Below are 23,945 nucleotides of genomic sequence, written 5' to 3' on the forward strand. Positions count from 1 at the left end.
CAATAGCCAATTAGGGTCAAGGAAGTGAAAATAGAGATCCTGTACTGCTGAGTTTGTTATAGTGTATTTTTGGCTGATAATATCGCTCTAAAAACGGAGCTACTTCACATATTCTATTTTTGATATTTATCAATCACCGACATAAATCATTAAGAATCAGAAAGTTAGTACGGTGAATAGTAGGTATACACTTGGAAGCCTTTTAACCTTGATGCTACTAACGCAAGAAATAACAAAGCATTACACCGAGTATAAGAAATACAAAAGTGGGGTGTGATAGATAATCTTCGCCCAAAGTTTTCTGTTAAATCATAGCGCGTGATCCATATTTGGAACTACACTTCTGCAAAGTGGACTATCGTACCGGATATACCTGGTATTAAGTGTTGTAGTAAACAGCCCTGCTATCTAAACCTTGTAATATTATCTTGATGGCTTGCTGGATACTTAGATAATTAAATAATCTACGGGTGTTGCGTTGAAGAGGTTTGTTCTGTGATTGCTGGGGCTTTAATACCTTCAGACTCCAATCTTATGCTCAATAATTTCTTTGCTAATGGATGTAAAATTGCTGTATCAATCTCCTTGAGTCTGCGCTTACCTAAACGCTTATCCAGTGTGGCTAGGGACTGAATCAATGGGTTCTCGGAGTTTAGAGCTTCATCAATTTTGAGGGTATGAACGAATTCCCAGCAGGCTTGATAGGCATCTTGCCGAGATAACTCTCCATATTCCATCTCACCATAGGATATTTTCTGCTTTTTACTTACATACTTAGGCACTTCGGAATCAGTAACCCAGCGATTATCCTTTCGATAGTAATCGCCACTCGCTCTATTCCAAAAGGCCCTTGTACAGAAATTTGCTATGACTTCCTTATCAAGTGTCAACCAGGCATGTCCACATGAACAGTTTCCATAACTGGTACTGTTGATAGAGATACGGCCATCCAGGGATGGGGAAAATTTTTCTTCAACTAGAGATTTCAGCTTGCTCCATTTCATTGGGGGAAATTCCTACTCACATATAAATTCATCAGTTCACGGCTGTTGTGTAATTGATTGTTTCGTTCCAATATAGCAGCTACCACAAATTCAGGGGATGAGAAAACAGCAGATTCTCCGCACCTCCTATTCTAATTATTCGTTTACACCAGAGTGATTAAACAAATTATAAAGATAATACTGTTAGTGCAATGAGCTTTCGAAATAGGTAAAGGCCGACCCAATAGCCACCCCAAGGAGGATAGGTCCGGGAAAAAATCTGAATAGCTGCTTTATTTTACTGGGGGTTCGACCATTACGTAGGTCGCTAATTAATTCATGTTGTGCGTGAAAGGCACATAGATCTGATATCATGGCGACGACCAAAGAGAAAGTGAATCCTTCACTAATGGGTGTATCAATACCAAGAGCAGTTTTGAGAGTAACAATACCGCCTATAAATGCCATAGCGAATGTAGAAATGGACTTAAAAAATCGAACTCCAATTCTTGACTCAAAAGATAATGAGGGCTTTGCTCTATGGGTTTATCATTAATTAATTCTTGTAATTTTGCTCTCATTACTTACAACCGTTAACAGGATTTATTTGCATAATAATATCTTTATCAGTCCAATGGAATGCCAAAATTTACGGCAAGGCCTTTGTAAACAAAAGTGTTAGTATTTCTGCAGAAAAGGTTCGATGGCACCAATTTTGTTAGCTTAGGCCATCTGGAGCTATTTTTATAAAGTAAATTATTACAGGTATAAAACAGATCAAGGTTAAAACCAAGTTTGCGATATTCAGTAATCGCCTTCTCCCAAATATCAGAAATAACAATCCTGCTAATTGAGCAACGGCTGTATAAAGGAAATACAACCCTAGTGTTCTATAAAAATTTGCTAGTTCCAGGGTAATAAGAGCTGGAAATATCGCTACCAGCAAATATGAGATGAACCCACATAGCATCGCGATACTAAGTCTACATACTAAATAATTTGTTCTTCCCATATTAGTTTTTAATTTCACTTCTCGCATCATGAAGTGGGTCCGACATTAAAAAGCTCTATGACAGACTGGGTAGATTTATTTTCTAATAATACATATGTAGTATAAGGTCAAAACCTTTTATTGAAAATTTTACTCTTTCCATTTCTTCTGTATATTTGCCGAGGTTATTTCCATCAAGATCCCAGACATTTTCTTTGGCGAACCACGTATTTAATTCGTGATCATGACATTTGAACTGGCTTTGTGGGACTACCTTACCATTTTTCATGGTCGGCCCAAAATTCCTACATTCTGTGCCCCACCTCCACCACTTTATATCTGGCATATTTACCATGCCTTCTCTGAGGGGAACGCCAAAAACTGTGATTTCGGACTCATAGTTTTTATAAATTATGTATCTAAAGCCCCACTTCCCTCCCGCCTCATAATTTACATCCCGAGTAAGTATTTCACCCGGCTCCAGGTTAGCTATATCTATACTAGGGGATAGTTCACCAGCATTTGCTGGAGGCTTTAGAGCACTGCCAAACATGCCAAGTAGGAATCCGATTCCAATTAGAGAGACAGTAAGAAGGCTGAACCAAAGTAATTTCTTGCGCTTTTCCATTTGAAGTTCACAGAGTATTCAAACTAAGCATATCATATCACTTACTGGCAAATATCAAGAGTTTAAAAGCTGCCTGAATAGTGCGATATTGATTGTCATACTAGATAATTTGTACCAAATATAAGAGGTATTCATGTAGCTAAGCATTTACTGGTATATGGTTATCCAGTAATGTTTCCATACTTGGAAGATATTTGTATAATCGAACAATCTATGAGTGTACTAAATTGTTCTCAAATCTGTGTGCTAACTTACTTCTTGAAATTTCAAACCTGTAAAAGAGTTCGCCTCATATGCAGTTTTAAATTCTTCAGTTACAAAACTAAAAGTCAGTTTATTTGTATAAGATTTAAATATACATTGCCCCTCTAATTCTGAGTCAATGAACTTAACAGAATCTTGCCCCATGTGAACTCCTGAGTTCACCACTTCAATAGTATTAGTTGAGTCAACATACTCCTCTGAAATCACATATAGTGTATTAAACATGTAATATGTTTCATCACCAATTAGAAGTGGTAAGAACTCACCAGATGAATTTAGAATATCTTTTAGGGCTGAAAATGCTCTAGGGCTTAGAACTATATTTCCTAAAGCCCATGTAGTAATGTCTGGTATAGATTCTTCTTTACCTGTGTAATTATCACTAGCGTAGAAGTGCGCTTTGGGAGCTATCCATTTATCTAGCCTCGGTTTTGCACGAAATCGCTGACTATAGGATGGCATTTTCTCTGCAAGATCTGAGACATCTAGCGCAAGTGAATAATACTTTTCAAAGTCACTATCAACTAAATAACTCATAACTAATGACTCCATTTTGAAAGTGTATTATCTATGCGGTACAAGCGTGCAAGAATCAGCCTGATTTTTTCACCGAATTCTATACATATCTGATACTTCTAGTTTCACATTATTCTAATAATGATATTTTTGATAATTGGGTCTCATATCGAGCTTACTAAGCTATTAAGTCCCTGGACTCACTTGTCGTGTCCATCGACAATTTAGCCATAGTTAAAACCACCTTACCGAGAAGACTGATGGAATACGACCACGGTAGACGTGTGACTCCCCATGTTTGGGAGCTCTCCCCACTAGACCTTTGCATTCAACAATATGAGAATCGTTGTAAGAACTATCACTATCGTAAGCTGAAAGTGGCGGGTGAAACCGAAGAGCAGCGGAAGGAGCGCTTGGCAGGTCTCAAGGTGGAAATGGAACAATTAAAGCATGAACGCCGAACCATCATGTCAATGGTTTCGGTTCAGAGCCAGCTTCAGCAGTACCGAGATGAGTTTCGGGGTATAGAGGACGATGAAGAGCGTATAGAAGCCTATGAGCAGGAGAGGCACCACCCTACTGAAGTTCTTGAAACAAACCTACGTCTAGTTGGTAGGGCCAAGCCTAGTAAAGAGTACACAGCTCACCATATTGTTGAAGGGAAAGGCAAGCTACCTGCTACCGCCGATGTCCGACTGACACTTTTCATGCACGATGTTAGGATAAATGATCCTGATAACGGTGTGTGGATGCCGCGCTCAAGCGAGCAGAACGGTCATTGGGCAATGCCTAAAGCAACTCCTCATAGTAAGATCCACACGCACAATTATGAACGTTGGGTTTACGGCCAAATCAATAACCTTAATAGTGAATCTGAAATACGCGCTAAGTTGACCATTATTCGTACACACCTGAAGAGTGGTACTCAACCGGAGAAGGTGACAGCGCCTTCTGATAAGAATTGGAATGGGCAATGACTTATAGGATCAGTTTTAACCACGAAGACTTTTTGAATCTCAGTATTGACCTCAAGAAGCTAATGTTCACCGTGGGTAAACGAATGGGCGGTATGAAAGCCTTTAAGAATTATCCTTGGGACAATAAGTCTATCAAGGATATTTGGGAGGATCATGGAGGGGCTTTTATCCAGGTAGAAGGTTTAGATCAGAGCGTTAAACCTGATATCACTACTTGGAATGGAGCACACTTGGTGCTCTCATCCAAAGCCCACTCGGTGCTTTCTAAAGAGCTTGCGCCGTACGGGGAGTTCCTGCCTATTACCCTGGATGGTGAGCCCTATGTAATCTTTAACTGCTTGAATGCGGTTTCCGCTGACAAGTCCGTAAGTGAGGCTGATATTCAAGATGATCTTTGGATGGGAATTAAAAACATCGGCTTCACCGATGAAGATGTTGCTTCAAATTTAATTTTCAAGACTCGATTTGACCGCTGTGCGAATCTCTATTGTGGAGACCGCTTCAAGTCTCTTGTAGAAGAGGCTGAGCTGAAAGGGTTGAACTTCTCGGAGAATCTCGTAGCAGCATTCTAACTTGGGTTAAAACGACGTTGCTCTTTTATAGCAATATAACCTAGTGGGGCTAATAAGAAGCCCCACAATATCTTTGGTTACAGGGAGTCTCCTAAATTTGGGAAGTCTTATAATTAACGCTTTATCCTGAAGGTGTTTCTATTAGAATAGAAGAGTGCTAAATAAGTGTTAGTAAATACTAGTTTTTGGAGCTAAAATTTGGCTTCATACTTTTATTAAGTTTTTGTGATTTCAATGTTAAACGAACCATTATCATAATCCAGCCATTGCCCATTTATAAACCTAATTGACCACTCAGGATACTTCTTATCTGTCATAAATGTCAGTAACCAAAGGTCTTTGCTCAAGGATATTTCTAACTCGGGTATTCGGCCAAAGAGTTTAATCGTTTCTATCTTTCTCCCGACTAATAATGCTGGAAGCTGGTTAATTTCAGTCTGATCACTCCAACTCCCCAGTACTATTGATTGCTTGTCTTCTAGTCTCCATGACCATTCGATCATTATTGTTTGTTCACCGGAAGGGTTATTCCCTCGTTTCGGTGGTGTGAGCTCTCCCAATTCTAAAAAGATCGCACTTCCATGCCCTATCCAGGCATGAGATATCTTTGCTTCCTGAAGTTCTGCTAACCTTGCTTTTGCTTGCTGTTCAGATATCGGGATGATTTTCTTCATTTAATTACTTCTATGGTCGATTCGAGAGGATCATGCTTACCCTACAACCAATTCAGTTGAAGCTTGTTACAGAAAGGGAGATTGGGTAGTGAAGCGCCCCATTTATAAGTCTTGTATGCGTTTGGTTTAAACCTTTTTGTATGAATTGCATATTTCGTATACTAATTCAGGCTGAACAGGTCTGTTGGGGTGCCTTAACTTTTTCCAGTCGCTTATGCCAAACACTGGATTATCGTAGTAGCGTGTAGTAACTACCGTTCCAGTATCTTTTTCACAGTTAATCCATAGCTCGTTTATTTGGCCATAAAACCCATTTTGGTCGGGATCATCAAAAGTTACTTTCAACCAGGTGGAAATTTGAGGCCAGTTAATGTTGCTGTGCTGAAAACTTATACTTGCTGTACTGTCTTGGACTAGGCTTTCTATACCTTCCCACTTAATTTCATCTTCTTTTGTCTCAAACAAGTTCAGAATCAATTCCAATATACTGTTTGATTCTAGTGAGTCGGTATAATAGTAATCATGAAATGATACCGTGTAGAATTTACTGCCCAGATGTACTCCTTTGCTATATAGCCTCATTTCATTCTTTAGGTCTATACCATCAAGCTCGTAATAAGCATTGCCGTTTTTTTCATAACTCTGCTCTTTTTGAAAGTCAAAAAGATACCCCGGCCTTGAATATTTTCCAGACTTAAGATGCTTAATCTCCTCGTTGCCCCAGGCTATGCTGGATGCAGATTCTGAGGCGGTATAAACCGTGATATAGAGCGCATATTGACCTTCTGGAGATGTGGCGATGATCATACCCTCACTATCCTCATAGCTCCACTTGCCTGGCAGTGAGACGCTCCAGTATTCATGATCAAGGTGTGTTCTTGCTACTAAACCACTTAACTTTTCTACCGGTATATTTGTAGCGCAGGCAGATACAAATATTAACGCTAATAACCCGAAGTACTTATACACTTTTACACCCTACCGAAGGTAAATCAGAATGCTCAAAAGAAATCGCATCATATCATTTGGTCCACTAATTCCAAAAATCGGAAAATTATCTATCCAGAAAAAAACTATCTATCGATAGGATCGTCCGGGTTGGAAAAACTACTTATGAGTAGAAAGGGACTTACGTACTGGATATTCAGGCCTGAAGCACTTAATAGAACGGGCATCGCCATTAAAAATATAGGCACAAAAATGATCTTATTGGATTTTATTCAGTTTGTTTTAGTGTCAAAGCTGCGTAAAATCGATTGATATTTATTGGTATTTTGGCCGGAATAGGGTGGCCTTTTGTAGGCCGATGACCAAGGACCAAAGGGATTCGAGAGAATCAAGACATCTAAGAGTTTTCTAAAGAACCATCTTCTCACAGGAGAACGGTAGCGTGACGTAACAGTAAGTAAAAGGCGCTGACCCAAGGTGCAGCAACACCAGGGGCCAGCTAACCAAATTGATAACATCACTATCAAAGTGGCTATATGGATCATACGCTAGAAACCCGCTCGTCTTCAATAAAGTGGAGTACATTCAGCGGCTTGGAGCGACTCCCAAAGCTCCAGAGGCGTTGTGCCTGCCTTTTCTTCTTCTATGCCTACCGTTCCCGCGCACCACCCCGTATTTCCTCACAACGTTACTTTCTCAGCCTTCTACCAGAGAAGGTTTACCCATGGTTTGACTATCAGTAGGAAATAAATATGTTGATCTTAAAGCGCCGGACTGGTGAAAACTTAAGGATTGGAACCAATGTTTCAATCACTGTATTGGAAGTTAAGGGCAATCAGGTGAAGATAGGAATACGTGCTCCCAAATCTTTACCTGTTCACCGTGAAGAAATATTTATACGTTTGCAAAAGGAACGAGTTTTGGGAGGTCGAAATTATTGAAAAATTGATTGCAGATATAGAAGGCTTAAAGCATCTACGACAAAACCGCAGTGAAGCACCGGTTTTTACTTCCGGTGTCTTTACTTGTTACTAAGTATGATATCAAAGATTTGGACTTGAGATAAAACTTATAAACTGATCGCCTAACGCTGTAGTACGTTTTCCAAACATATCATTTTCGCTCATAGTAGTGTTTAAGCCCTCTGTATTAAATAATCCACTACGATAAAGCTCACTCCAAACAAGTTCATATATGGCTTTCTGATTTTTTAGCTGAGGATAAGCATTCTCAATTACATGTGAAATGCTCCCCATAGTCCAATTAGGAAATTGATGGCTATTGGCCGCAGCCCACTCCTGTGGCCCTTGAAATAGCTTAAGTAGTACGATATGCAATAAAGTGCAAGAATCTATAAGATTAAGAAATAGCTGCTGCAGAGTATCACTTGGCGCTCCAGGCAAAGCTGAGTTAAGTACTATATTTCTATAAGCACTTATCTTTTCCTCTTGGTGATTTCTCATAGCTGCATTGCTTGCTTGTACTAAAGTAGTAAAGAATTGTTCATTTGTTTGAAGGTTTTCTTCTGTAATAATTCCCTTCTCGTAAAGGTCGTTAATAGCTTCCGTGACCTGAGCCATCCATATGCTTCTTCGACGTGCCATTGGTGGTTCTATAAGCGCATTGAAAGCTTCTACCATAGCGCCTCCAAGAACCGGTATTCCAGAGACGGCTGCTCTGGTAATCCGATGTGCTTTTTCAGAACTAGGTTCAACAACTGGATCAACTAAGTCTTTATCTATCTTAATCATAATTAAAGTCTTTTTATATAAAAAGTGTGATGATTTGCAATTTGCTGGCTAGGTAAAGCATCAGAGCTGCGCTGGGGCACCTTATAATATAGAGTTCATCCAGAATTTACTGAATGTTCACAGGCATGAACAAACATGTGCCCAAAATCCGTTAGGTGAAGGTAAGCATAGCCAGTTTCACCATTTTGAAGCTTTTGCTCCGTATCCTCAAATGTCGGTTCCTGTTTATAAACTGGAAATTTAACCAAATCTAATGACATAAGATGAGATGTGTAAACATAAAAATTGCTTGGATAAATTAGCTCATCAGTAGGAAATTCTTGATAGATAATTTCTTTGCCATGAAACCTGTTACTTTCTCTGTCATAAACAGAATGGTAGTGCTCTTCATACGGTTTCTTCCTCAGATGGTGAAGAATCAGGGCTTCATCTGGAGAAAGATGGCCAATTATTTTCACGAATGCAGGGTGAGCTAAATTAATATTTTCTTTATCAATAGCTTTTGCTAATAGGCTTAGATACATTTCTGATATTATGTTTCCATCTTCTAAATATCTAAGCTCATCAAATATTGGTCCAGCTATGCCTGGTGCTGCTTGTATTCTATTTTCCTCCGGTACCTTTCTAATGGTTCGATCAATCCATACAGATAGCCTGTCTTGATAAGCTGCTGCTAGTTGTAACGGCGCAGAAAACAATCTCAATGTTTTAATAGTATCATTTAAGACATTTCCTGTTTCAGATACTGAATTTTTTAGTCCATCATCATAAATTTTGCTAGCTGTTTTACTGTCTATAATGTCAGTAATTATTTTTTTTATTTCGTCATTCATAATCTAAAATTCATTTGGTATTTGATCGTGCTATGCGGGTAGGAATCAATGTGAAAATAATTCTCAGGTTCTCCACTTTTGCTATTACTCATCTTCCTGTGCAACTTCTAATAGATTAAATGATTTTTTTATTGGTCTAATTGAAAAAGAAGAAAATTCCTCAAGTAATACTTCAATGCTATCTTTCAACTCTTCAGGCTTCTTAATGAATTCTTCAAAATCAATCCATTTTACTGATTTTTGGTTTATTGTTTTTACATCCCACTCGCGATTTCTATATGTATAGAAAGCTGAAAATAAATTAATCTTTGTTTGTGATACGAAAGGGGAAATAATACAGCCTGTATCATTCACATTAGGGTACTTTGCTTTAAATCTAACCGTTAAAAATTTAAACGGTAGCTCTACGGTAGACTCGGCTCCAATAGCTACTTGATAGTATTCATCTTCCATAGGTACCTCTTGTGAATTTAAAAGTGCACCTGCAGCTATTAGGCCTGCAAGTCTTCCGGTTTTAGGAACTTTACGAACTCGGCTTTCTTTATTGATCTTAGCCATATAATCAATAGTGTTGTTTTCTAGCGATTTTCCAATATGTTCAGTTGGTACAGGGAATTGGGCATCAACTTCTTTAGATATAATTATTTCAAATAGATCGTCTATATCAGTATTAAAGCTATAACTTTGTACAACCTTCTCTATTTTTTCTACGCAAGAAATTGCTTCATCTTTCTCGCAATAAAGATTAGCTTCTTCCTCAACTAGTTGCACCAACGTTTTTTGTGTATCTTTTATATCTTCAGAGTAATTATTGATTTTAGTTGTTTTAATGAGTTCATTGGCAACCTCTTGGCTAATATAGCTAAAAATTTCAGTGTAATTACCTTGCATTACAAAAAAGGGTGTTTGTTTATTGTTTCCTGAAAATTCATCCGCTAATGAGTCCATAACATCTTTGTATCTAACCTCTTGCTCTGGACGATCAATAAATGCATTTAAAAAGCTGTGAGTGAAATCACTTATCTCGGAGGTTTGATATGAATACTGATTATTCTGAGATGAGTAGAAAAAATAACACTTTTTAAAGCCGCTTTCTGAATCTTGAAGATATTTTCTGAAAACATCAGGATCTTTGACATACCTTGTTCCGGATTGGCACGCATCAACAATTTTTACGGTGACTTCTGCATTCAGGCTCCTTAAAAGATTGTCAAGTTCACTATTTTCTAATGATGTTTGTCTAATTCTATTTTCTGAATAATCCGTTAACACATAAAAGAATTCATTATCTGTAAATAATCCGTGACCGCTAAAATAGAATATTACTTCCTCAACTTCTTCATCTTCATACTTTTTTATAAATGCAGCGATTTTTGATTTAACGTTTTGGCTTTCTGTGTTTTCTGTAATGTACAAAATATCATTGCATTTGTTTGTCAGGCCGCATAATTTTTTTACTGCTCTGGCGTCTGCTTCACATCCTGGTAGTTTGGATGCATTCATATAGTCACTAACACCAACTACAATTCCTAAATTCATTTTAATTACTTCCTAGGTTAAAGATTCTGGCTCAGATTCGTAACAGCGTATTTGGAAAAATATACTGCATTATATCTTTTTTGGATATGTCCAAAGAATGATAAGGCATGCTGAATAGAAAAACATAAATCAGTATTGGTGAAAAAATACTCTAGTGTATATAGGTCAGATGGAATAAATCTTAGTTTAATTATCTTGGTTAATGATTTGAGATATTAAGAATAAATGAAGAATTTAATCTGTTGCAATAGATATGGGAGGTTACATTTGATCCTTAGCATGCACGATATAAAAGCTTATCAAATTCTTTGCGGTCTGCAGAGATTACAAACTAAAACATGATAGATGATATCAACCTAAAATTGCCTCCAGCTGTAGTACGCTTTTTGGGTATCCTGAGTCATTTCATTTTTGAACGTGTACTATCGTACCGTTAGACTTGCCTCAACCACTAGACGAAAACAACGCCGCCACCGCCAACAAAGTAGCCACCCAAATCCCACAAAGAATCTTCCAAAACAAAGACGCATCCCCTTTCTCGGTAGGATCTTCCCTTAGGTAATCGGGGTTTGGGTTGGCGAGATCGCGCATAAACTCTGTTAGCGTGGAGTAGCGCTGTTCCAGGTCGATACTGCATCCGCGTTCCAGGGCGCGGTCGAACCAGATGGGGACTACCGGATTAAACTGGCTGGCTGTGCGGTAGCGCAGGCGTTCGAAGTCGGCGTGGGAGCGGCTGTTTTCGATCTCCTCGCCGTAGGGCAGTTCTCCGGTAAACATCTCATAGGCAATGGTGGCGAGGGCGTAGATATCGCCGCGAATACCGCTGTTGTGCCCAAGGATATAATGGGGGTCGGAATAGCTGGCGGTGCCTAGCGCTTCCGGGTGTTCCAGGGGGCGGAAAATCTCGGCACTGCCGGCTACATACACTGAACCGAAGTCGATAATTTTTACCCGCCCGTCGCCGTCAATCATGATATTGGCCGGGCGTAAATCCTGGTGAATGGTTTCCTGATCGTGGAAGGCCTGTAGCCCGGTGGCAATTTCCTTAAGGATACGAAACGCCTCCGCCGGTTTGGGAAAGCGGTTGTTGGTGATCCACTGCTCCAGGGTGCTGCCCTGCACATACTCCATCAGGTAATAGAGCGCGGTGCGCGGCCGGGTCTGCCGGTGTAGGCGCACTACCTGGGGGCTGCGAATACGCAGGCCTATCCACTCCTCCTGAATAAAACGGTCGATATAGTGGATATCGTCCTCGTAATTTACCGAGGGGGTTTTCATTACCAGGATTTCCCCGGTGGCACTGTCGCGCACCAAGTACAGCTGGCTGCGCTGGGAGGAGAACAGCTCCCGTTCCACCTGGTAACCATCCAATACCATGCCCGGTTCCAACTCCGGAGGGAAGGGTAGGCGGGTAAGCTGGCGGCTGTAGTCGTCCAGGGTGGTTTGTGGCAATGCTTTTACCTTTACCACTAATGCGGAGAGGTTATCGTCACTGCCGTTTTCCTCGGCGAGGCGCACCAGGGTTTCCGCTGTTTCCTGTTCGCTTATTTGGGTATCTGCCAGCAGCTCGCGTAGCAGATCCTGTTTGATAAAGTCGTGCACGCCGTCGCTGGTAATCAGCAGTACATCGTCCTTAGCCAGGCTGAGCTGGCCGTAATCCACTTGCAGGCCGGTATCCATTCCCAGCGCGCGGGATAGCATCTGCTGGCGGTGGGCCAGGGTGATGTTGTGGTCTCGGGTGAGGCATTTAAGGTTGTCACCGCGCAGGTGATAGATACGGCTGTCGCCAATATGGAAATAGTGGGCAGTGCGGGATTTAAAAATCAGGGCAGAGAAGGTGCAGAGGAAGCCCTTTTCCTGTTGGGGAAAGTCATGGCTCTTGCGGTATAGCTTGCTGTTAATGGAGGCGAGGATTTTCTGTCCGGCGTGGGCGACAGACCAGGTATCCGGCACCTTGTAATAGTCCCGCACAAACTGCTCGGTGGCGGTGTGGCTGGCTTGGGCACCAGCTTCGGCGGAGCTGACACCATCTGCCAGCGCGGCTACTGCACCCAGGTATTCCTGTAAGTGCGGGCTGGCTGGCCAGTGATAGATTGCCGCGTCTTCGTTCTGCGGTTTGATGCCGGCACTAGTGCAGAGGCCGTGGCTCAATCGCGGTGTCTGGGCTTCGGGGTTTGCCTCGGTTTCTGTTTGCACCCCGGAATTGGTTTCGCTCACAGCTTTCTCCTATCTCTTTTCGTCCCCTCAGACCAACGGCGAAAAACAAAGAAGGGCCATTGGCCCTCCTTTGCGTTTGTTGCTGGATAATAGCTTTCCGATCACTCCACGCTGATCAGCTGCACCGTGCCATCCGGTAGCACTTCGGCGATATTGCCTTTGGGCTCTTCCAGGAACAGGCAGGCGAAGAAGATCACCGCTGCTGCGCCGCAGATAATCAGGAAGAACTGGCTGTAGCTGACGTAGGACAGGGCGGTAAGGAAAGTAACCGCACCCACGTTGCCGTAGGCTCCGGCCATACCGGCGATCTGCCCGGTCATGCGACGCTTCACCAGGGGTACGACGGCGAATACGGCACCCTCACCGGCCTGCACGAAGAAAGAGCAGCACATGGTGGCAACTACCGCAGCGGGAATCCACCAGCCGCCGTTGATCTGGCTCAGTACAAAGTAACCCACTGCCAGGCCGCCGATCAGGAACATCAGGCTGCGGCGGCGCCCCAGTTTGTCAGAGAAGTATCCACCGGTTGGGCGAGCCACCAGGTTCATAAAGGCGAAGCCAGAGGCGAGCAGGCCGGCCTTCACCGGGCTCAATCCTTCAAAGGTTTCCAGGAAGAACAGGGGCAGCATAGAAACCACGGCCAGCTCTGAGCCGAAGGTGACGAAGTAGGCCAGGTCGAGGATGGCTACCTGCTTGAAATTGTATTTCTCCAGCTCGGGCACACCTTCGCGCAGGTGGTCTTTGTTTACATTCCAGATCATGCGGGTCTGGAAGGCAAACAGTGCTACCAGCAGTCCCCACATCACGTAGGTGGCATTTTGGCTCAGCAGGGCTACGCCACTGGGAGACAGTTTGTAAGCCAGCGCTGCGAGTGCCAGGTACATGGGCACATTCATCAGCAGGTAGAAGTAGAAATCCCGCTTGCTGGTCACTTCCAGGCCGCCGCTCTTTTTCGGTTTGAAGTAAGTGGAACCTTTCGGAGTGTTGCGGGCAACGCGGTAGTAGATGATGCCGTAGAGGCCGGCGATGATGCCGGTGAGGCCCAGGGCATAGCGCCAGCCGTCTTCACCGCCGAACAGCAGGGCGATGGTGGGCAGGGTCATGGCACCGGCAGCAGAACCAAAGTTCCCCCAGCCGCCGTAAACACCTTCTGCCAAGCCGACTTGTTTGGCCGGGAACCATTCACCCACCATGCGGATACCAATTACAAAGCCGGCACCCACAAATCCCAGCAGGAAGCGGAACAGGGCCAGGGATTCATAACTGTCTGCGGTGGCGAAGCCCAAACAGATTAAAGATGAGGTCATCAGCAGCCCGCTGTACACCAGGCGCGGCCCCAATTTATCCACCAGCATACCGATAATGATACGGGCGGGGATGGTGAGTGCCACATTGAGGATTAACAGGGCTTTTACTTGCTGGCTGGTGAGGTCGAACGCTTCCTTGATAAAGACCATCAGCGGAGCGTGGGAGAACCACACCACGAAAGTCAGGAAAAACGCAAACCAAGTAACGTGCAGCGTCTTTATTTTGGGATCGCCCCAATTAAATAAATTGAGGCCGCTGGATTGACTCATGACTATTTTCTCCGGCTTCTCAGAAATTTTTAGAGGTGGATAGGGTCATGACCGATAGTATTTGAGCAGCGCCAGAGGGAAAGTGCGCAAAAGGGGTAAGTGGAAGGGAAATCGATTTGTATATGGAAGGGAGTAACCCCTTGGGGTTAGTAGCTCGGAGTGGGTAGGGGCGGTTTTTAGTGCGTTTCTACCCCTGTGGGGGTAGTTGGCGGAAATTGATAATGATTAAAAAGGGTTTTTGGGAGTAATTGTCGCTAGCCGATTTTTTGTGCATCTTGCCAATAGCTTGCCTCTGTAGATTTATCGCCCCAGCTGTATTTCTGTGATCACTTTTCTAGGGCGGGGGCTCAATGCGGTGCATAACCGGGGTGGTAATTAATTTTCGACAGCCAATATTTTGGAGATGCCTGCCGTGCAATATACACAGCAACTCGCCGGGCGCGCGCTGATATTTGCCTCGGCCATGTTCGCCGCTAACTTTTCTGTTTGGACGCTCTACGCGGTATTGGGGGTAGAGATTCGTGGGCAGTTGGATCTGTCTGCAACTGAATACGGGGTTCTACTGGCTGCGCCGATTTTGAGCGGGGCGCTGTTGCGTTTTCCGGTGGGATTACTGGTGGAATATTTTTCTGCGAAAAAGCTGATTTTATTGCAGATGCTGCTGTTGCTGCCGGTGCTATTTTTGTTGCCCTTTATCGATAGCTACGGGGCCCATTTGCTGGCGGGGCTGTGGTTGGGTATTTCCGGGGTGTCTTTTGTTTTGGGGATTCGCTATATCAGCCCGTGGTTCGAAAGAGGGCGGCAGGGTACTGCGATGGGCATTTTTGGTGCAGGAAATGCCGGAGCTGCAATTACCCTGGCATTGGCTCCAGCCATTCAAAATTGGTTTGGGCGCGAGTGGATAGGGCCGGCTTATGGAGCCGGGATTATCCTGATGATGGTTTTATTCGAATTTTTTGCACCAGAGGAAACCCGCTATATGCGCAGCCGGGGAAAACCGGATCTGCGCAGTCATTTAAAGCCGTTAACGCAAATCCGGGTTTGGCGTTATGGGCTCTACTATTACTTTGTTTTTGGCAGTTTTCTCGCGCTTTTATTATGGTTGCCGAATTACTATCTGTCGGTGTACCAAGTCAGCACACCAGTAGCAATGGCACTCACCCTGCTGTTTGTGGCCCTTTCCAGTTCACTGCGCGCTTTAGGGGGTTGGTTTGCCGATCGCTACGGTGCGCGCACCGTCAATTGGAGTGTTTTCTGGACCTGCCTGGTCTGTCTTTTCTTCCTCAGTTACCCGCCCACCAGCATGACAATTCACGGGGTGGAACGGGATGTGCATTTAAATATTGAAGTGGGTATTGAGCTGTTCACTTTACTGCTACTGGTTATCGGTATCGCCCAGGGATTTGGCCGCGCGTCTGTTTACAAAGCGCTGCACGATAATTTCCCCGCGCATATGGGGAGTGTTGGCGGTACCGTAGCCACTATTGGTGCCCTCGGTGGTTTTACCCTGCCTGTTCTTTTTGGTATCGCTCAGGACTTAGTAGGTATCCACAGTGCGGCCTTTATGCTGCTCTACGGTGTGCTCGCTATTTGTATGTTGGTTATGTATTTGGCGATTCAAAGAGAAAATTATATGCAACGTTTACAGTACGCACAGCAAAATAATTTCCTGCTTGAGGAAACCAGCGAGACCGAGGCTTTGCCGGATAGGTAGTGCCCACTACCAATAAGGGATTACGCCTGAGTAAAGGCTAGGGAGTAAAGATTAATTAAGCAGGAAAAAATCTATGGTTTCAGTCGAGTCTGAAAAATTGTAATTTGTCACTGTTCACTCCGTTGTTGCAAAGGAAAAGCGTCATGACCGTTTCCAAATTCCCAAAAATTCTCGGTGCCTTACTGTTGGGGGCATGCAGCACTGTCGCATTGCAGGCCGCTGCGCAGGAAAGTGAAAATGCCACTCTGGTGGATGCGTTGAAATCCGGTGAAGTCGGATTGAATCTGCGTTACCGCGTAGAGGCTGTTGATCAGGATGGTATTGATGATGAAGCAGTTGCATCCACTTTAAGAACCCGCCTCAACTGGCGCAGTGGCAGCTACCGTGGCTTTACCAGTTTCCTGGAAATGGATGATGTTACGGCAGTTGGCAATGACAGCTACAACTCCACCGTTAATGGTGAAGGCGAATACCCGGTAGTGGCTGATCCGGAAGGAACTGAAATTAACCAGGCCTATATTCGCTACAGTGGTGGAAATTCCATAATTACCGCCGGTCGCCAGCGCATTAACCTGGACGGGCAGCGATTTGTCGGCGGTGTTGGCTGGAGACAAAACGAGCAGACCTACGATGGTGTTCGTTATCAGTACGGCAGTGCTGATAGCTTCCAGTTGGATTATAGCTACGTCTACAACGTTAACCGTATTTTCGGTGAAGACAGTGCTGGTTCCGATATGGGCGGCGATATCCAACTGCTACACGCAATTTATCCAGTAGCTGAAAACCATAAAATCAGCGCTTTTGTTTACAATCTGGACCTGGAAGATCTCACCGATAATGCCAGCCGCACTTATGGGGTAGATTACAAAGGTAAATTTGGTCCGGTAAAAGCCAACCTGAGTTATGCGCACCAGTCAGATATTGGTGACAACCAGTATGACTATAGTGCCAATTATTACCTGGCAGAGCTTGGCGCTGATTTGGGTCCAGTTGCGGCAAAACTCGGTTATGAAGTTTTGGGTTCCGACAATGACGTTGGTTTTAAAACCCCGCTGGCAACCTTGCATAAATTCCAGGGCTTCACTGATAAATTCCTGGGAACCCCTGCTGATGGTGTCGAAGATCTGTATGTTGGCGGTTCCATGAAAGTGGCCGGCGGCAAGCTGGGTTTGACCTATCACAATTTTGAAGCGGCCGAGGGCTCCGTTAGTTATGGTGACGAATGGAACCTGAGCTACGGGCACAAAATTACCGACGACATTTCTGCACTCGTTAAGTACGCAACTTATCGTGCTGATGAGTACAGCACTGACACCGACAAGCTTTGGATCATGGTAACCGCTAATTTCTAAGCGGTTGAAAGAACTCCTTAGCGAGGCCCCCGGCTTCGGCCGGGGTTTTCCCCGCACCTTGAACCTGATTTTCTGATCTATAAATTATAATCGACTGAAGCTCCACATTTTGATGTCCCTAGAGGGACATCAATTCGAGCGCCAAGGGAGTACCACCTTTGCCCCAAGCATAAATTAACCAGCTTGATACACTGACATCAGTTTAAACACCGAGTCCCGCTACCTAAACAGCGCCGTTTTTTATTGACGTTGCAAGGTGCCGGGACCGTGGCCGTACCGGCCACCAGGGTCTAGCGGGAAACTGCGCGGCCTCCCGACATTGGAAAGGCGTTTAATGTTACAAGACAATTTTGGCCGTAGGTTTTACTACCTGCGCCTGTCCGTGACGGACATCTGCAACTACCGCTGCAACTATTGCCTGCCTGAGGGCATCGGTTGCGGGCGTTCCCTGGAAGGGGAAAACCCTCTCTCAGTCGCTGAGGTGGGCACATTGGTGCGCGCTTTCGCTTCACTGGGTACGGAAAAGGTACGCCTTACTGGCGGAGAGCCCTCCCTGCGCAAAGACCTGGTGCCGCTGCTCGAAGCTGTGCGCGCTAGCGATAAGATTCGGCGCTTAGCCATCACCACCAACGGTTACCGCCTGCCCAGTCAGATTGACGACTGGCACCGTGCGGGCTTGGATCAGGTGAATGTCAGTATCGACAGCCTCGACCCGGCTCAATTCCACCATATCACCGGCCACAATCGCCTGGATAAAGCCTTAGCAGGCCTGGATCGCGCCCTGGCCTTGGGTATCGATACCAAGGTCAATGCAGTGCTGATGCGTCAGTACAACCTGGCCGAGCTGGATAACTTCCTCGCCTGGGTTCGCGAGACTCCGGTGACCCTGCGTTTTATTGAATTGATGCGCACCGGCGATAACCGCGAGTTCTTCGCCAGCAACCATGTCTCCGGTGGCGATATAGAAACCCTGCTGCTGCGGGAAGGCTGGGAGCAGGTTATCCGCACCCGCGATGCTGGTCCGGCGCGGGAGTATTTCCACCCGGATTACGCCGGTCGTATCGGCCTGATTACCCCTTACGGCAAAGACTTCTGTGCAAGCTGCAATCGCCTGCGGGTATCGGCCCAGGGCAAGTTGCACCTGTGCCTGTTCGCCGACCAGGGCTTTGATATGCGCGAAATCATCGCCGATGGCGATAGCGAGGCGCTGGCAGCTCATATCCGCGAGTTGATTGTGGATAAGACCGCAGGCCACCAGCTGCACGAAGGTTTTACCGGCGCCACCCGCAACCTGGCGATGCTGGGGGGCTAGGGTTATGGCCAGGGCTATTGTTAGTAAATCGACAATCGGCGTGGTGCTGGCCGGCGGCCGCTCCAGTCGGATGGGCCGAGACAAGGCCCTGCTGGCCCACCCCCAGCAGGGCAATTTCTTGCAGCATGCTGAGGCATTGCTGAGTGAGCTTCCGCTGGAAAAAGTCGTCACCAGCGGCGCCCGCCCCGGAGCGATTGAAGACCTGGTGCCAGAGCGGGGTCCACTGGGCGGCCTTTATTCGGTAGCCCTGGCAACCGGTGCCGATGCAGCCCTGGTGATCCCGGTAGATATGCCCCTGCTCGGGCGGGAGCACCTCGCAGAGTTATTGGCGGAGGGGCAGGCAAGTGGCCGGCCCTGTTATTTTAAAAACTTCTTTTTTCCCCTGTGGCTGCCTTTAAATGGCGACTGCCTGGATTATTTGCGCCGTGCCGTCGAAGGCAGTGCGCGCAATTCTGTCGGCGCGCTGCTGCGTCACCTGGGGGCCAAATCCATACCCATAAAAAGTGCTGGCGATTGGCATCGCAATATCAATACGCCGGCAGATTATCTCGGCTTGAGTACGCCGGATAAAACTCCAGAAAACAGTTTTTTGAGAGACCACTGATTATGTCCGCACACGCAAGCAAAGAATTTGTACCGCTCAATATCGCGGTACTTACCGTATCCGATACCCGCAACGAGCAGACTGATACCTCTGGCCAGTATCTGGTGGAAGCCCTCAAAACTGCCGGCCATCAGCTCGCAGATAAGCGCATTACCCCGGACGATGTTTACCAGATGCGCGCGGTGGTCTCCGCCTGGATTGCCGATCCGAAAGTGCAGGTGGTATTGGTGACCGGCGGTACTGGTTTTACCGATCGCGACTCCACGCCGGAGGCCCTGAGCCCGTTGTTCGATAAAACCGTCGACGGCTTTGGCGAGCTGTTCCGCCATATTTCCCTGGGGGATATCGGCAGCTCCACCGTGCAGTCCCGCGCGCTCGCCGGCCTGGCTAATCGCACACTGATATGTTGTATGCCCGGTTCCACCGGAGCATGTCGCACTGCTTGGGAAGGCATATTGCTGGAGCAGCTGGATGCCCGCCACAAGCCCTGTAACTTTATCCCCCATGTGCGCTTTGCCAGCGCGCCCTGTGAGAGCCGGGGGTAATTTGTGAGCCAATTAACCCATTTAAACCAGCGCGGCGAAGCCAGCATGGTGGATGTTACCGAGAAGGACATCACTGACCGCAGTGCCCTGGCCGAGAGCAGCATCTGTATGAGTGCAGAGGCTTTTGCACTGCTGAGCCAAGGGGCGCACAAAAAAGGCGACGTGCTCTCTGTAGCTCGTATCGCCGGCATCCAGGCCGCCAAGAAAACATCGGATTTAATTCCCCTGTGCCATCCACTGGCATTGACCAAAGTAGCGGTGGATTTCGAATTACAGCCGGAAAAGCATAATGTGCATATCACTGCTTTCTGCCGCTTGGCCGGGCGCACCGGAGTAGAGATGGAAGCGTTAACCGCAGCTTCGGTAGCGGCTCTGACTATTTACGATATGTGTAAAGCCGTGGACCCGGCGATGGAAATCGGCCCGACCCGCCTGCTGCAAAAAACCGGCGGTAAGCGCGGCCACTGGCGCGGCGATGCTGCGGACAAGGCGTAAAAATTTCAGAGGTGTAAAGCGATGGTAAAGGTTCTGTTTTTCGCGCGTCTGCGCCAGCAATTGGGCATGGGCGAGACTACCCTGGAGGACTTTTCCGGCAGTCTCAGCGAGTTGCGCAATACCCTATGTGAACAGCACCCGGATTGGAGCTCACATCTGCAAAGAGACGATGTCCGTATGGCCCTGAACCAGGAGCTGGCAGAAACCGGAGCCCAGGTGAAGGCTGGGGATGAAGTTGCATTTTTCCCGCCGGTTACCGGCGGTTAGTGGTGCCAATATGAAAGCCGTTGATCGTATTGAAGTCTGTGAAACGCCCCTCGACGTAGCGGCTGAATATACTGCGCTGCAAGGCAACAGTGGTGATGGTGCCTGCGCGCTGTTTGTGGGTTCGGTGCGGGACTTCAATGCCGGTAGTGATGTCTGCGGCCTGGCCCTGGAGCACTATCCGGGCATGACCGAAAAAAGCCTGCAACGGATTATCAATGATGCCCGCGATCGCTGGTCCCTGGGGCGTGTGACTATCGTCCACCGTGTTGGCCCCATGCAGATCAACGATGAGATTGTTTTTGTCGGCGTCACCAGCCCCCACCGTCAGGCCGCCTTTGCCGCCTGCCAATACATCATGGATCGCCTCAAAACTGAGGCGCCTTTCTGGAAGCGCGAAGCGGTTGCGGATAAATCCGGTAAGCCTTCAGAGCGTTGGGTCGAAGCCCGGGCCAGTGATGCTGCGGAGATGGAAAAGTGGTCCGCCGGCTGAGCCTGCTGCTATCCGCTTTACTGGTGGCCATCGCGCAGCCGGTTAACGCGGATAACTGCACCTTGCGGGTGGCGGTAGCGGCCAGCTTCCGCCCGGCACTGGAAGAGGTACTGCCAGAATTTGAGCGTCGCCATGCTTGTGTGGTGCAAATCAGCAGTGGCAGCTCCGGGGTGCTTTACCAACAAATAGCGCACCGCGCGCCCTTCGATTTATTCCTGTCTGCGGATCGCGAGCGCCCCGAACTGTTGGAAAAGCAGGGTGGGGCACTGGGTAGCAGTCGCCAGACTTACGCCCTGGGTTTACTGGCCCTCTGGCACCCAAAATCGGAATCGAATATCGAGCAGTTACTGCAAACCTGGCCCGATAAAATTGTATTAGCCGATCCGAAAGTAGCGCCGTTCGGCAGTGCCGCACGGCAAGCGCTGCAAAGCCTGGGTTTGTGGAAGAAAAAACAAACTCAATTGGCCCGGGCCCACAATGCAGGCCAAGCCTATTTAATGCTGGATTCCGGCAATGCGCAGCTGGGCTTTGTCGCCGCCAGCCAGATGCAAGCAGCTAGCCGCGATAACTACTGGTTGCTGCCGCAGCATTTGTACAAACCCATTGAACAGCAGCTGCTGATTCCCACCCAGAGTCGCCGACCTAAAGAGGCACAATCCCTCGCTAACTATTTGCGTTCAGGGGAAGTGCAGGCGCAACTACAGCACTTGGGTTACGGTATTTTGCCGACTCAAGATCGAAGTAGAGATGGAGGGAGTGGCTTATGAATATCGCCGCTGCCGACTGGCAGGCCCTGTGGTTAACTTTAAAATTGGCCGGCTTAACCACCTTACTCCTGTTTATTATCGGCGTGCCCCTGGCCTGGAAATTGAGCCAATGGCAGAGCCGCTGGCGCCACGGTATCGAGGTATTAATTACCCTGCCGCTGGTACTGCCACCCACGGTGTTGGGCTTTTATTTACTGCTTTTATTTTCCCCCAACTATGCGCCCGGGCAGTGGCTGTCACAACTTTTTGATGGCCCTTTGGTGTTTTCCTTTACCGGCCTGGTATTTGCGTCAGTAATTTATTCCCTGCCGTTTATGGTGCAACCTCTGTTGGCCGCGTTTAATGCCAATGGTCAGCGTTTGACCCAGGCTGCCGCAGCACTGGGTATACCGCCCTGGGCGGCATTGTTAAAAGTTCTTTTGCCGGCGAGTCGCACCGCTATTGTGAGTGCCTGCGCTTTAACTTTTGCCCATACCCTGGGTGAGTTCGGGGTAGTGCTGATGATTGGTGGCGCTATTCCCGGTGAGACCCAGGTGGTTTCTATCGCTCTTTATCAACATGTGGAGGCGATGGAATACGGTGCCGCGCACCGGCTGGCTTTGATGTTGATGGGAATTACTACGGTACTGCTACTCGCTGCCCGTTGGCTGGGACATAGTTTGGCCCCGCGTGGATCAAATAGCGAGCGCGTTAAACCGGTAATGGGGGTGCTGGGCTAATGGAAATCACCTTACCCCTTTTCGGTACTGCGTCTACCACTTCTGATTCCACCGGATTGAGTGTTACAGGGCTGGTGACTCCGCTTAACGCTGCGACTCCCTGGCAATTAGAGCTACCTGCCTCTGGAGTTTTTGGCCTTACCGGCCCCTCCGGCAGCGGCAAGAGCACATTACTGGCTGCTTTGGCTGGCCAGCGCCATTGCCGTGGCAATATCACTTTTGCCAATACGGTTTGGCAGCGCGGACGCCGCGCCCTGGCTACCCACAAAAGAACGCTTTCTTTGGGCTTTCAGGACAGCCGCTTGTTTGCCGGCCAGTCAGTGGCAGATAACCTGGCACTGGCCCGCCGTTACAGCCGCAGGCCACTGCCTATGGAGGAGTGTGATCGGCTGTTAAAGGCTTTTGGTATTGAACCGCTACTCCATCAGCCGGTGGAGCTATTGTCTGGTGGAGAAGCCCAGCGAGTGGCTGTATTACGACAGCTTTATAACAACGCGCCGCTGCAATTATTTGATGAGCCGCTTTCAGCGGTTGACCGCGCCCAGGTACTTCGGCGCCTATTGCCGACCCTGCGGGATTTCTGGGCCCGATATCCGGCGCTGGTAATCTGGACCAGTCACGACTTTGATGAAATCCAGCTGCTAGCCCAGCGCTGTTTGTGGATGGGTTCTACCAATTTGTCCGCGCCACTTCCCTTACCTGAAGTTGCCCAGCGCCTGGATAGCCACGGCGTAGGGGATAGCTGTCGCAGCCGGATTGAAGCGCGAGTGGAATCCCTAAACGATGGTCTGCTGACTTTGGATTTGGGGGGGATTTCTATCTTTGCAGATAGGGTGGCAGGCCATTATCGCAAAGGCGATACCGCAGCTTTTCTGCTGGAAGCTGGAGATATTAGCCTCAGTGTAGAGAAGCCGGGCTTGTCCAGTATCCTCAATTGCCTGCCGGTAACTTTAGTTGCTAAGCAGAACCTTACCGACGGCCGCATTCGTTTACAGTTAGCCGCTGCTGATCAGGTGTTCTACGCAGATATTTCCCGTCTCTCCTGCGAGCGCCTAGAACTGCGTGAAGGCACTACCTACTTTGCCCAGTTTAAGGCCGGTAGTCTTGCCGGTTTGTAGGTAGTTCCAGGGCAATTTCTGAAAGTGCATTGCTTCGATCCCTAAAACCCCAGCAATTTTTTTGCTAAGTTTGAACATCAGCTAACTTAGTG

The 23,945-nt window shown here is 47.0% G+C and carries 24 protein-coding genes and 1 riboswitch; of the genes, 14 read left to right on the plus strand and 10 right to left on the minus strand.

Annotated elements, in window-relative coordinates; translation table 11 throughout:
- Positions 1 to 464 precede the first annotated feature (464 nt).
- The 3 genes from ACJJIQ_RS21100 to ACJJIQ_RS21110 form a co-directional block, all read right to left on the minus strand.
- Entirely contained in the window at positions 465 to 1,004 is a 540-nt protein-coding gene (locus ACJJIQ_RS21100; RefSeq protein ID WP_445362954.1) for an SF0329 family protein, read from the minus strand.
- Positions 1,005 to 2,077: 1,073 nt separating this feature from the next.
- Entirely contained in the window at positions 2,078 to 2,602 is a 525-nt protein-coding gene (locus tag ACJJIQ_RS21105; RefSeq protein ID WP_445362955.1) for a hypothetical protein, read from the minus strand.
- A gap of 246 nt (positions 2,603 to 2,848) precedes the next feature.
- Positions 2,849 to 3,403 (minus strand): hypothetical protein, encoded by a 555-nt coding sequence (locus ACJJIQ_RS21110; RefSeq protein WP_445362956.1) that lies wholly within the window; start codon positions 3,401 to 3,403, stop codon positions 2,849 to 2,851.
- A 239-nt stretch (positions 3,404 to 3,642) separates the two neighbouring features.
- Between ACJJIQ_RS21110 and ACJJIQ_RS21115 the strand changes: the two genes are divergently transcribed.
- Together ACJJIQ_RS21115 and ACJJIQ_RS21120 are read left to right on the plus strand one after the other, a co-directional pair.
- Positions 3,643 to 4,359 carry an AHH domain-containing protein gene (locus ACJJIQ_RS21115; RefSeq protein WP_445362957.1) on the plus strand — a complete coding sequence of 239 codons (717 nt, stop codon included), beginning with the start codon at positions 3,643 to 3,645 and terminating at the stop codon, positions 4,357 to 4,359.
- Positions 4,356 to 4,931, plus strand: a complete 576-nt coding sequence (locus ACJJIQ_RS21120; protein ID WP_444915026.1) for a hypothetical protein — start codon at positions 4,356 to 4,358, stop codon at positions 4,929 to 4,931. The genes ACJJIQ_RS21115 and ACJJIQ_RS21120 overlap by 4 nt, the downstream gene beginning before the upstream one ends.
- 215 nt (positions 4,932 to 5,146) lie before the next feature.
- On the opposite strand, the gene ACJJIQ_RS21125 is transcribed toward ACJJIQ_RS21120, so the two are convergent.
- Together ACJJIQ_RS21125 and ACJJIQ_RS21130 are read right to left on the minus strand one after the other, a co-directional pair.
- A complete protein-coding gene (locus ACJJIQ_RS21125; protein ID WP_445362958.1) occupies positions 5,147 to 5,605 on the minus strand; it encodes a hypothetical protein in 459 nt (152 codons plus the stop codon).
- Between the two features lie 126 nt (positions 5,606 to 5,731).
- Positions 5,732 to 6,574, minus strand: a complete 843-nt coding sequence (locus ACJJIQ_RS21130) for a hypothetical protein (protein WP_445362959.1) — start codon at positions 6,572 to 6,574, stop codon at positions 5,732 to 5,734.
- Positions 6,575 to 7,305: 731 nt separating this feature from the next.
- Here ACJJIQ_RS21130 and csrA point away from each other — a divergent pair.
- Positions 7,306 to 7,494 carry a carbon storage regulator CsrA gene (csrA, locus tag ACJJIQ_RS21135; RefSeq protein ID WP_445362960.1) on the plus strand — a complete coding sequence of 63 codons (189 nt, stop codon included), beginning with the start codon at positions 7,306 to 7,308 and terminating at the stop codon, positions 7,492 to 7,494.
- A gap of 102 nt (positions 7,495 to 7,596) precedes the next feature.
- On the opposite strand, the gene ACJJIQ_RS21140 is transcribed toward csrA, so the two are convergent.
- The 5 genes from ACJJIQ_RS21140 to ACJJIQ_RS21160 all read right to left on the minus strand — a co-directional run bounded on the left by ACJJIQ_RS21140 (position 7,597) and on the right by ACJJIQ_RS21160 (position 14,470).
- Complete coding sequence (locus ACJJIQ_RS21140) at positions 7,597 to 8,304, minus strand: hypothetical protein (protein WP_445362961.1); 708 nt, start codon at positions 8,302 to 8,304, stop codon at positions 7,597 to 7,599.
- Between the two features lie 95 nt (positions 8,305 to 8,399).
- Entirely contained in the window at positions 8,400 to 9,137 is a 738-nt protein-coding gene (locus ACJJIQ_RS21145; protein ID WP_445362962.1) for a DUF4393 domain-containing protein, read from the minus strand.
- Positions 9,138 to 9,221: 84 nt separating this feature from the next.
- Positions 9,222 to 10,676 carry a caspase family protein gene (locus tag ACJJIQ_RS21150; RefSeq protein WP_445362963.1) on the minus strand — a complete coding sequence of 485 codons (1,455 nt, stop codon included), beginning with the start codon at positions 10,674 to 10,676 and terminating at the stop codon, positions 9,222 to 9,224.
- Between the two features lie 444 nt (positions 10,677 to 11,120).
- Positions 11,121 to 12,893: a bifunctional protein-serine/threonine kinase/phosphatase gene (locus ACJJIQ_RS21155; protein WP_445362964.1), complete on the minus strand. Its 1,773-nt coding sequence runs from the start codon at positions 12,891 to 12,893 to the stop codon at positions 11,121 to 11,123.
- Positions 12,894 to 12,994: 101 nt separating this feature from the next.
- Complete coding sequence (locus tag ACJJIQ_RS21160; RefSeq protein WP_444926413.1) at positions 12,995 to 14,470, minus strand: NarK family nitrate/nitrite MFS transporter; 1,476 nt, start codon at positions 14,468 to 14,470, stop codon at positions 12,995 to 12,997.
- Between the two features lie 403 nt (positions 14,471 to 14,873).
- Here ACJJIQ_RS21160 and ACJJIQ_RS21165 point away from each other — a divergent pair, with 403 nt between their 5' ends.
- The 11 genes from ACJJIQ_RS21165 to ACJJIQ_RS21215 all read left to right on the plus strand — a co-directional run bounded on the left by ACJJIQ_RS21165 (position 14,874) and on the right by ACJJIQ_RS21215 (position 23,853).
- Positions 14,874 to 16,184 carry an MFS transporter gene (locus ACJJIQ_RS21165; protein WP_413664019.1) on the plus strand — a complete coding sequence of 437 codons (1,311 nt, stop codon included), beginning with the start codon at positions 14,874 to 14,876 and terminating at the stop codon, positions 16,182 to 16,184.
- A 143-nt stretch (positions 16,185 to 16,327) separates the two neighbouring features.
- Positions 16,328 to 17,536 carry an alginate export family protein gene (locus ACJJIQ_RS21170; RefSeq protein WP_445362965.1) on the plus strand — a complete coding sequence of 403 codons (1,209 nt, stop codon included), beginning with the start codon at positions 16,328 to 16,330 and terminating at the stop codon, positions 17,534 to 17,536.
- Between the two features lie 195 nt (positions 17,537 to 17,731).
- Positions 17,732 to 17,882: riboswitch (molybdenum cofactor riboswitch) on the plus strand.
- Complete coding sequence (gene moaA, locus ACJJIQ_RS21175; RefSeq protein WP_413664021.1) at positions 17,871 to 18,848, plus strand: GTP 3',8-cyclase MoaA; 978 nt, start codon at positions 17,871 to 17,873, stop codon at positions 18,846 to 18,848. It overlaps the preceding riboswitch by 12 nt.
- Positions 18,849 to 18,852: 4 nt before the next feature.
- Positions 18,853 to 19,452 (plus strand): molybdenum cofactor guanylyltransferase, encoded by a 600-nt coding sequence (gene mobA / locus ACJJIQ_RS21180; protein WP_445362966.1) that lies wholly within the window; start codon positions 18,853 to 18,855, stop codon positions 19,450 to 19,452.
- 2 nt (positions 19,453 to 19,454) lie between these two features.
- Positions 19,455 to 19,997, plus strand: a complete 543-nt coding sequence (moaB, locus tag ACJJIQ_RS21185) for a molybdenum cofactor biosynthesis protein B (RefSeq protein WP_108731355.1) — start codon at positions 19,455 to 19,457, stop codon at positions 19,995 to 19,997.
- A gap of 3 nt (positions 19,998 to 20,000) precedes the next feature.
- Entirely contained in the window at positions 20,001 to 20,492 is a 492-nt protein-coding gene (moaC, locus tag ACJJIQ_RS21190) for a cyclic pyranopterin monophosphate synthase MoaC (RefSeq protein ID WP_444911912.1), read from the plus strand.
- A 21-nt stretch (positions 20,493 to 20,513) separates the two neighbouring features.
- On the plus strand, positions 20,514 to 20,759 hold the full coding sequence (gene moaD, locus ACJJIQ_RS21195; protein WP_444895498.1) for a molybdopterin converting factor subunit 1: 246 nt from the start codon (positions 20,514 to 20,516) through the stop codon (positions 20,757 to 20,759).
- 10 nt (positions 20,760 to 20,769) lie between these two features.
- A complete protein-coding gene (moaE, locus tag ACJJIQ_RS21200) occupies positions 20,770 to 21,249 on the plus strand; it encodes a molybdopterin synthase catalytic subunit MoaE (RefSeq protein WP_444919262.1) in 480 nt (159 codons plus the stop codon).
- Positions 21,234 to 22,016, plus strand: a complete 783-nt coding sequence (gene modA / locus ACJJIQ_RS21205) for a molybdate ABC transporter substrate-binding protein (RefSeq protein WP_444918761.1) — start codon at positions 21,234 to 21,236, stop codon at positions 22,014 to 22,016. The genes moaE and modA overlap by 16 nt, the downstream gene beginning before the upstream one ends.
- Positions 22,013 to 22,735 (plus strand): molybdate ABC transporter permease subunit, encoded by a 723-nt coding sequence (gene modB / locus ACJJIQ_RS21210; RefSeq protein ID WP_445362967.1) that lies wholly within the window; start codon positions 22,013 to 22,015, stop codon positions 22,733 to 22,735. The genes modA and modB overlap by 4 nt, the downstream gene beginning before the upstream one ends.
- The gene (locus ACJJIQ_RS21215) at positions 22,735 to 23,853 is read left to right on the plus strand and encodes an ATP-binding cassette domain-containing protein (RefSeq protein ID WP_445362968.1); all 1,119 of its coding nucleotides are present in this window, start codon (positions 22,735 to 22,737) and stop codon (positions 23,851 to 23,853) included. The genes modB and ACJJIQ_RS21215 overlap by 1 nt, the downstream gene beginning before the upstream one ends.
- Positions 23,854 to 23,945 lie beyond the last annotated feature (92 nt).

It is taken from the genome of Microbulbifer maximicatervae (SeqCode) (assembly GCF_052468295.1).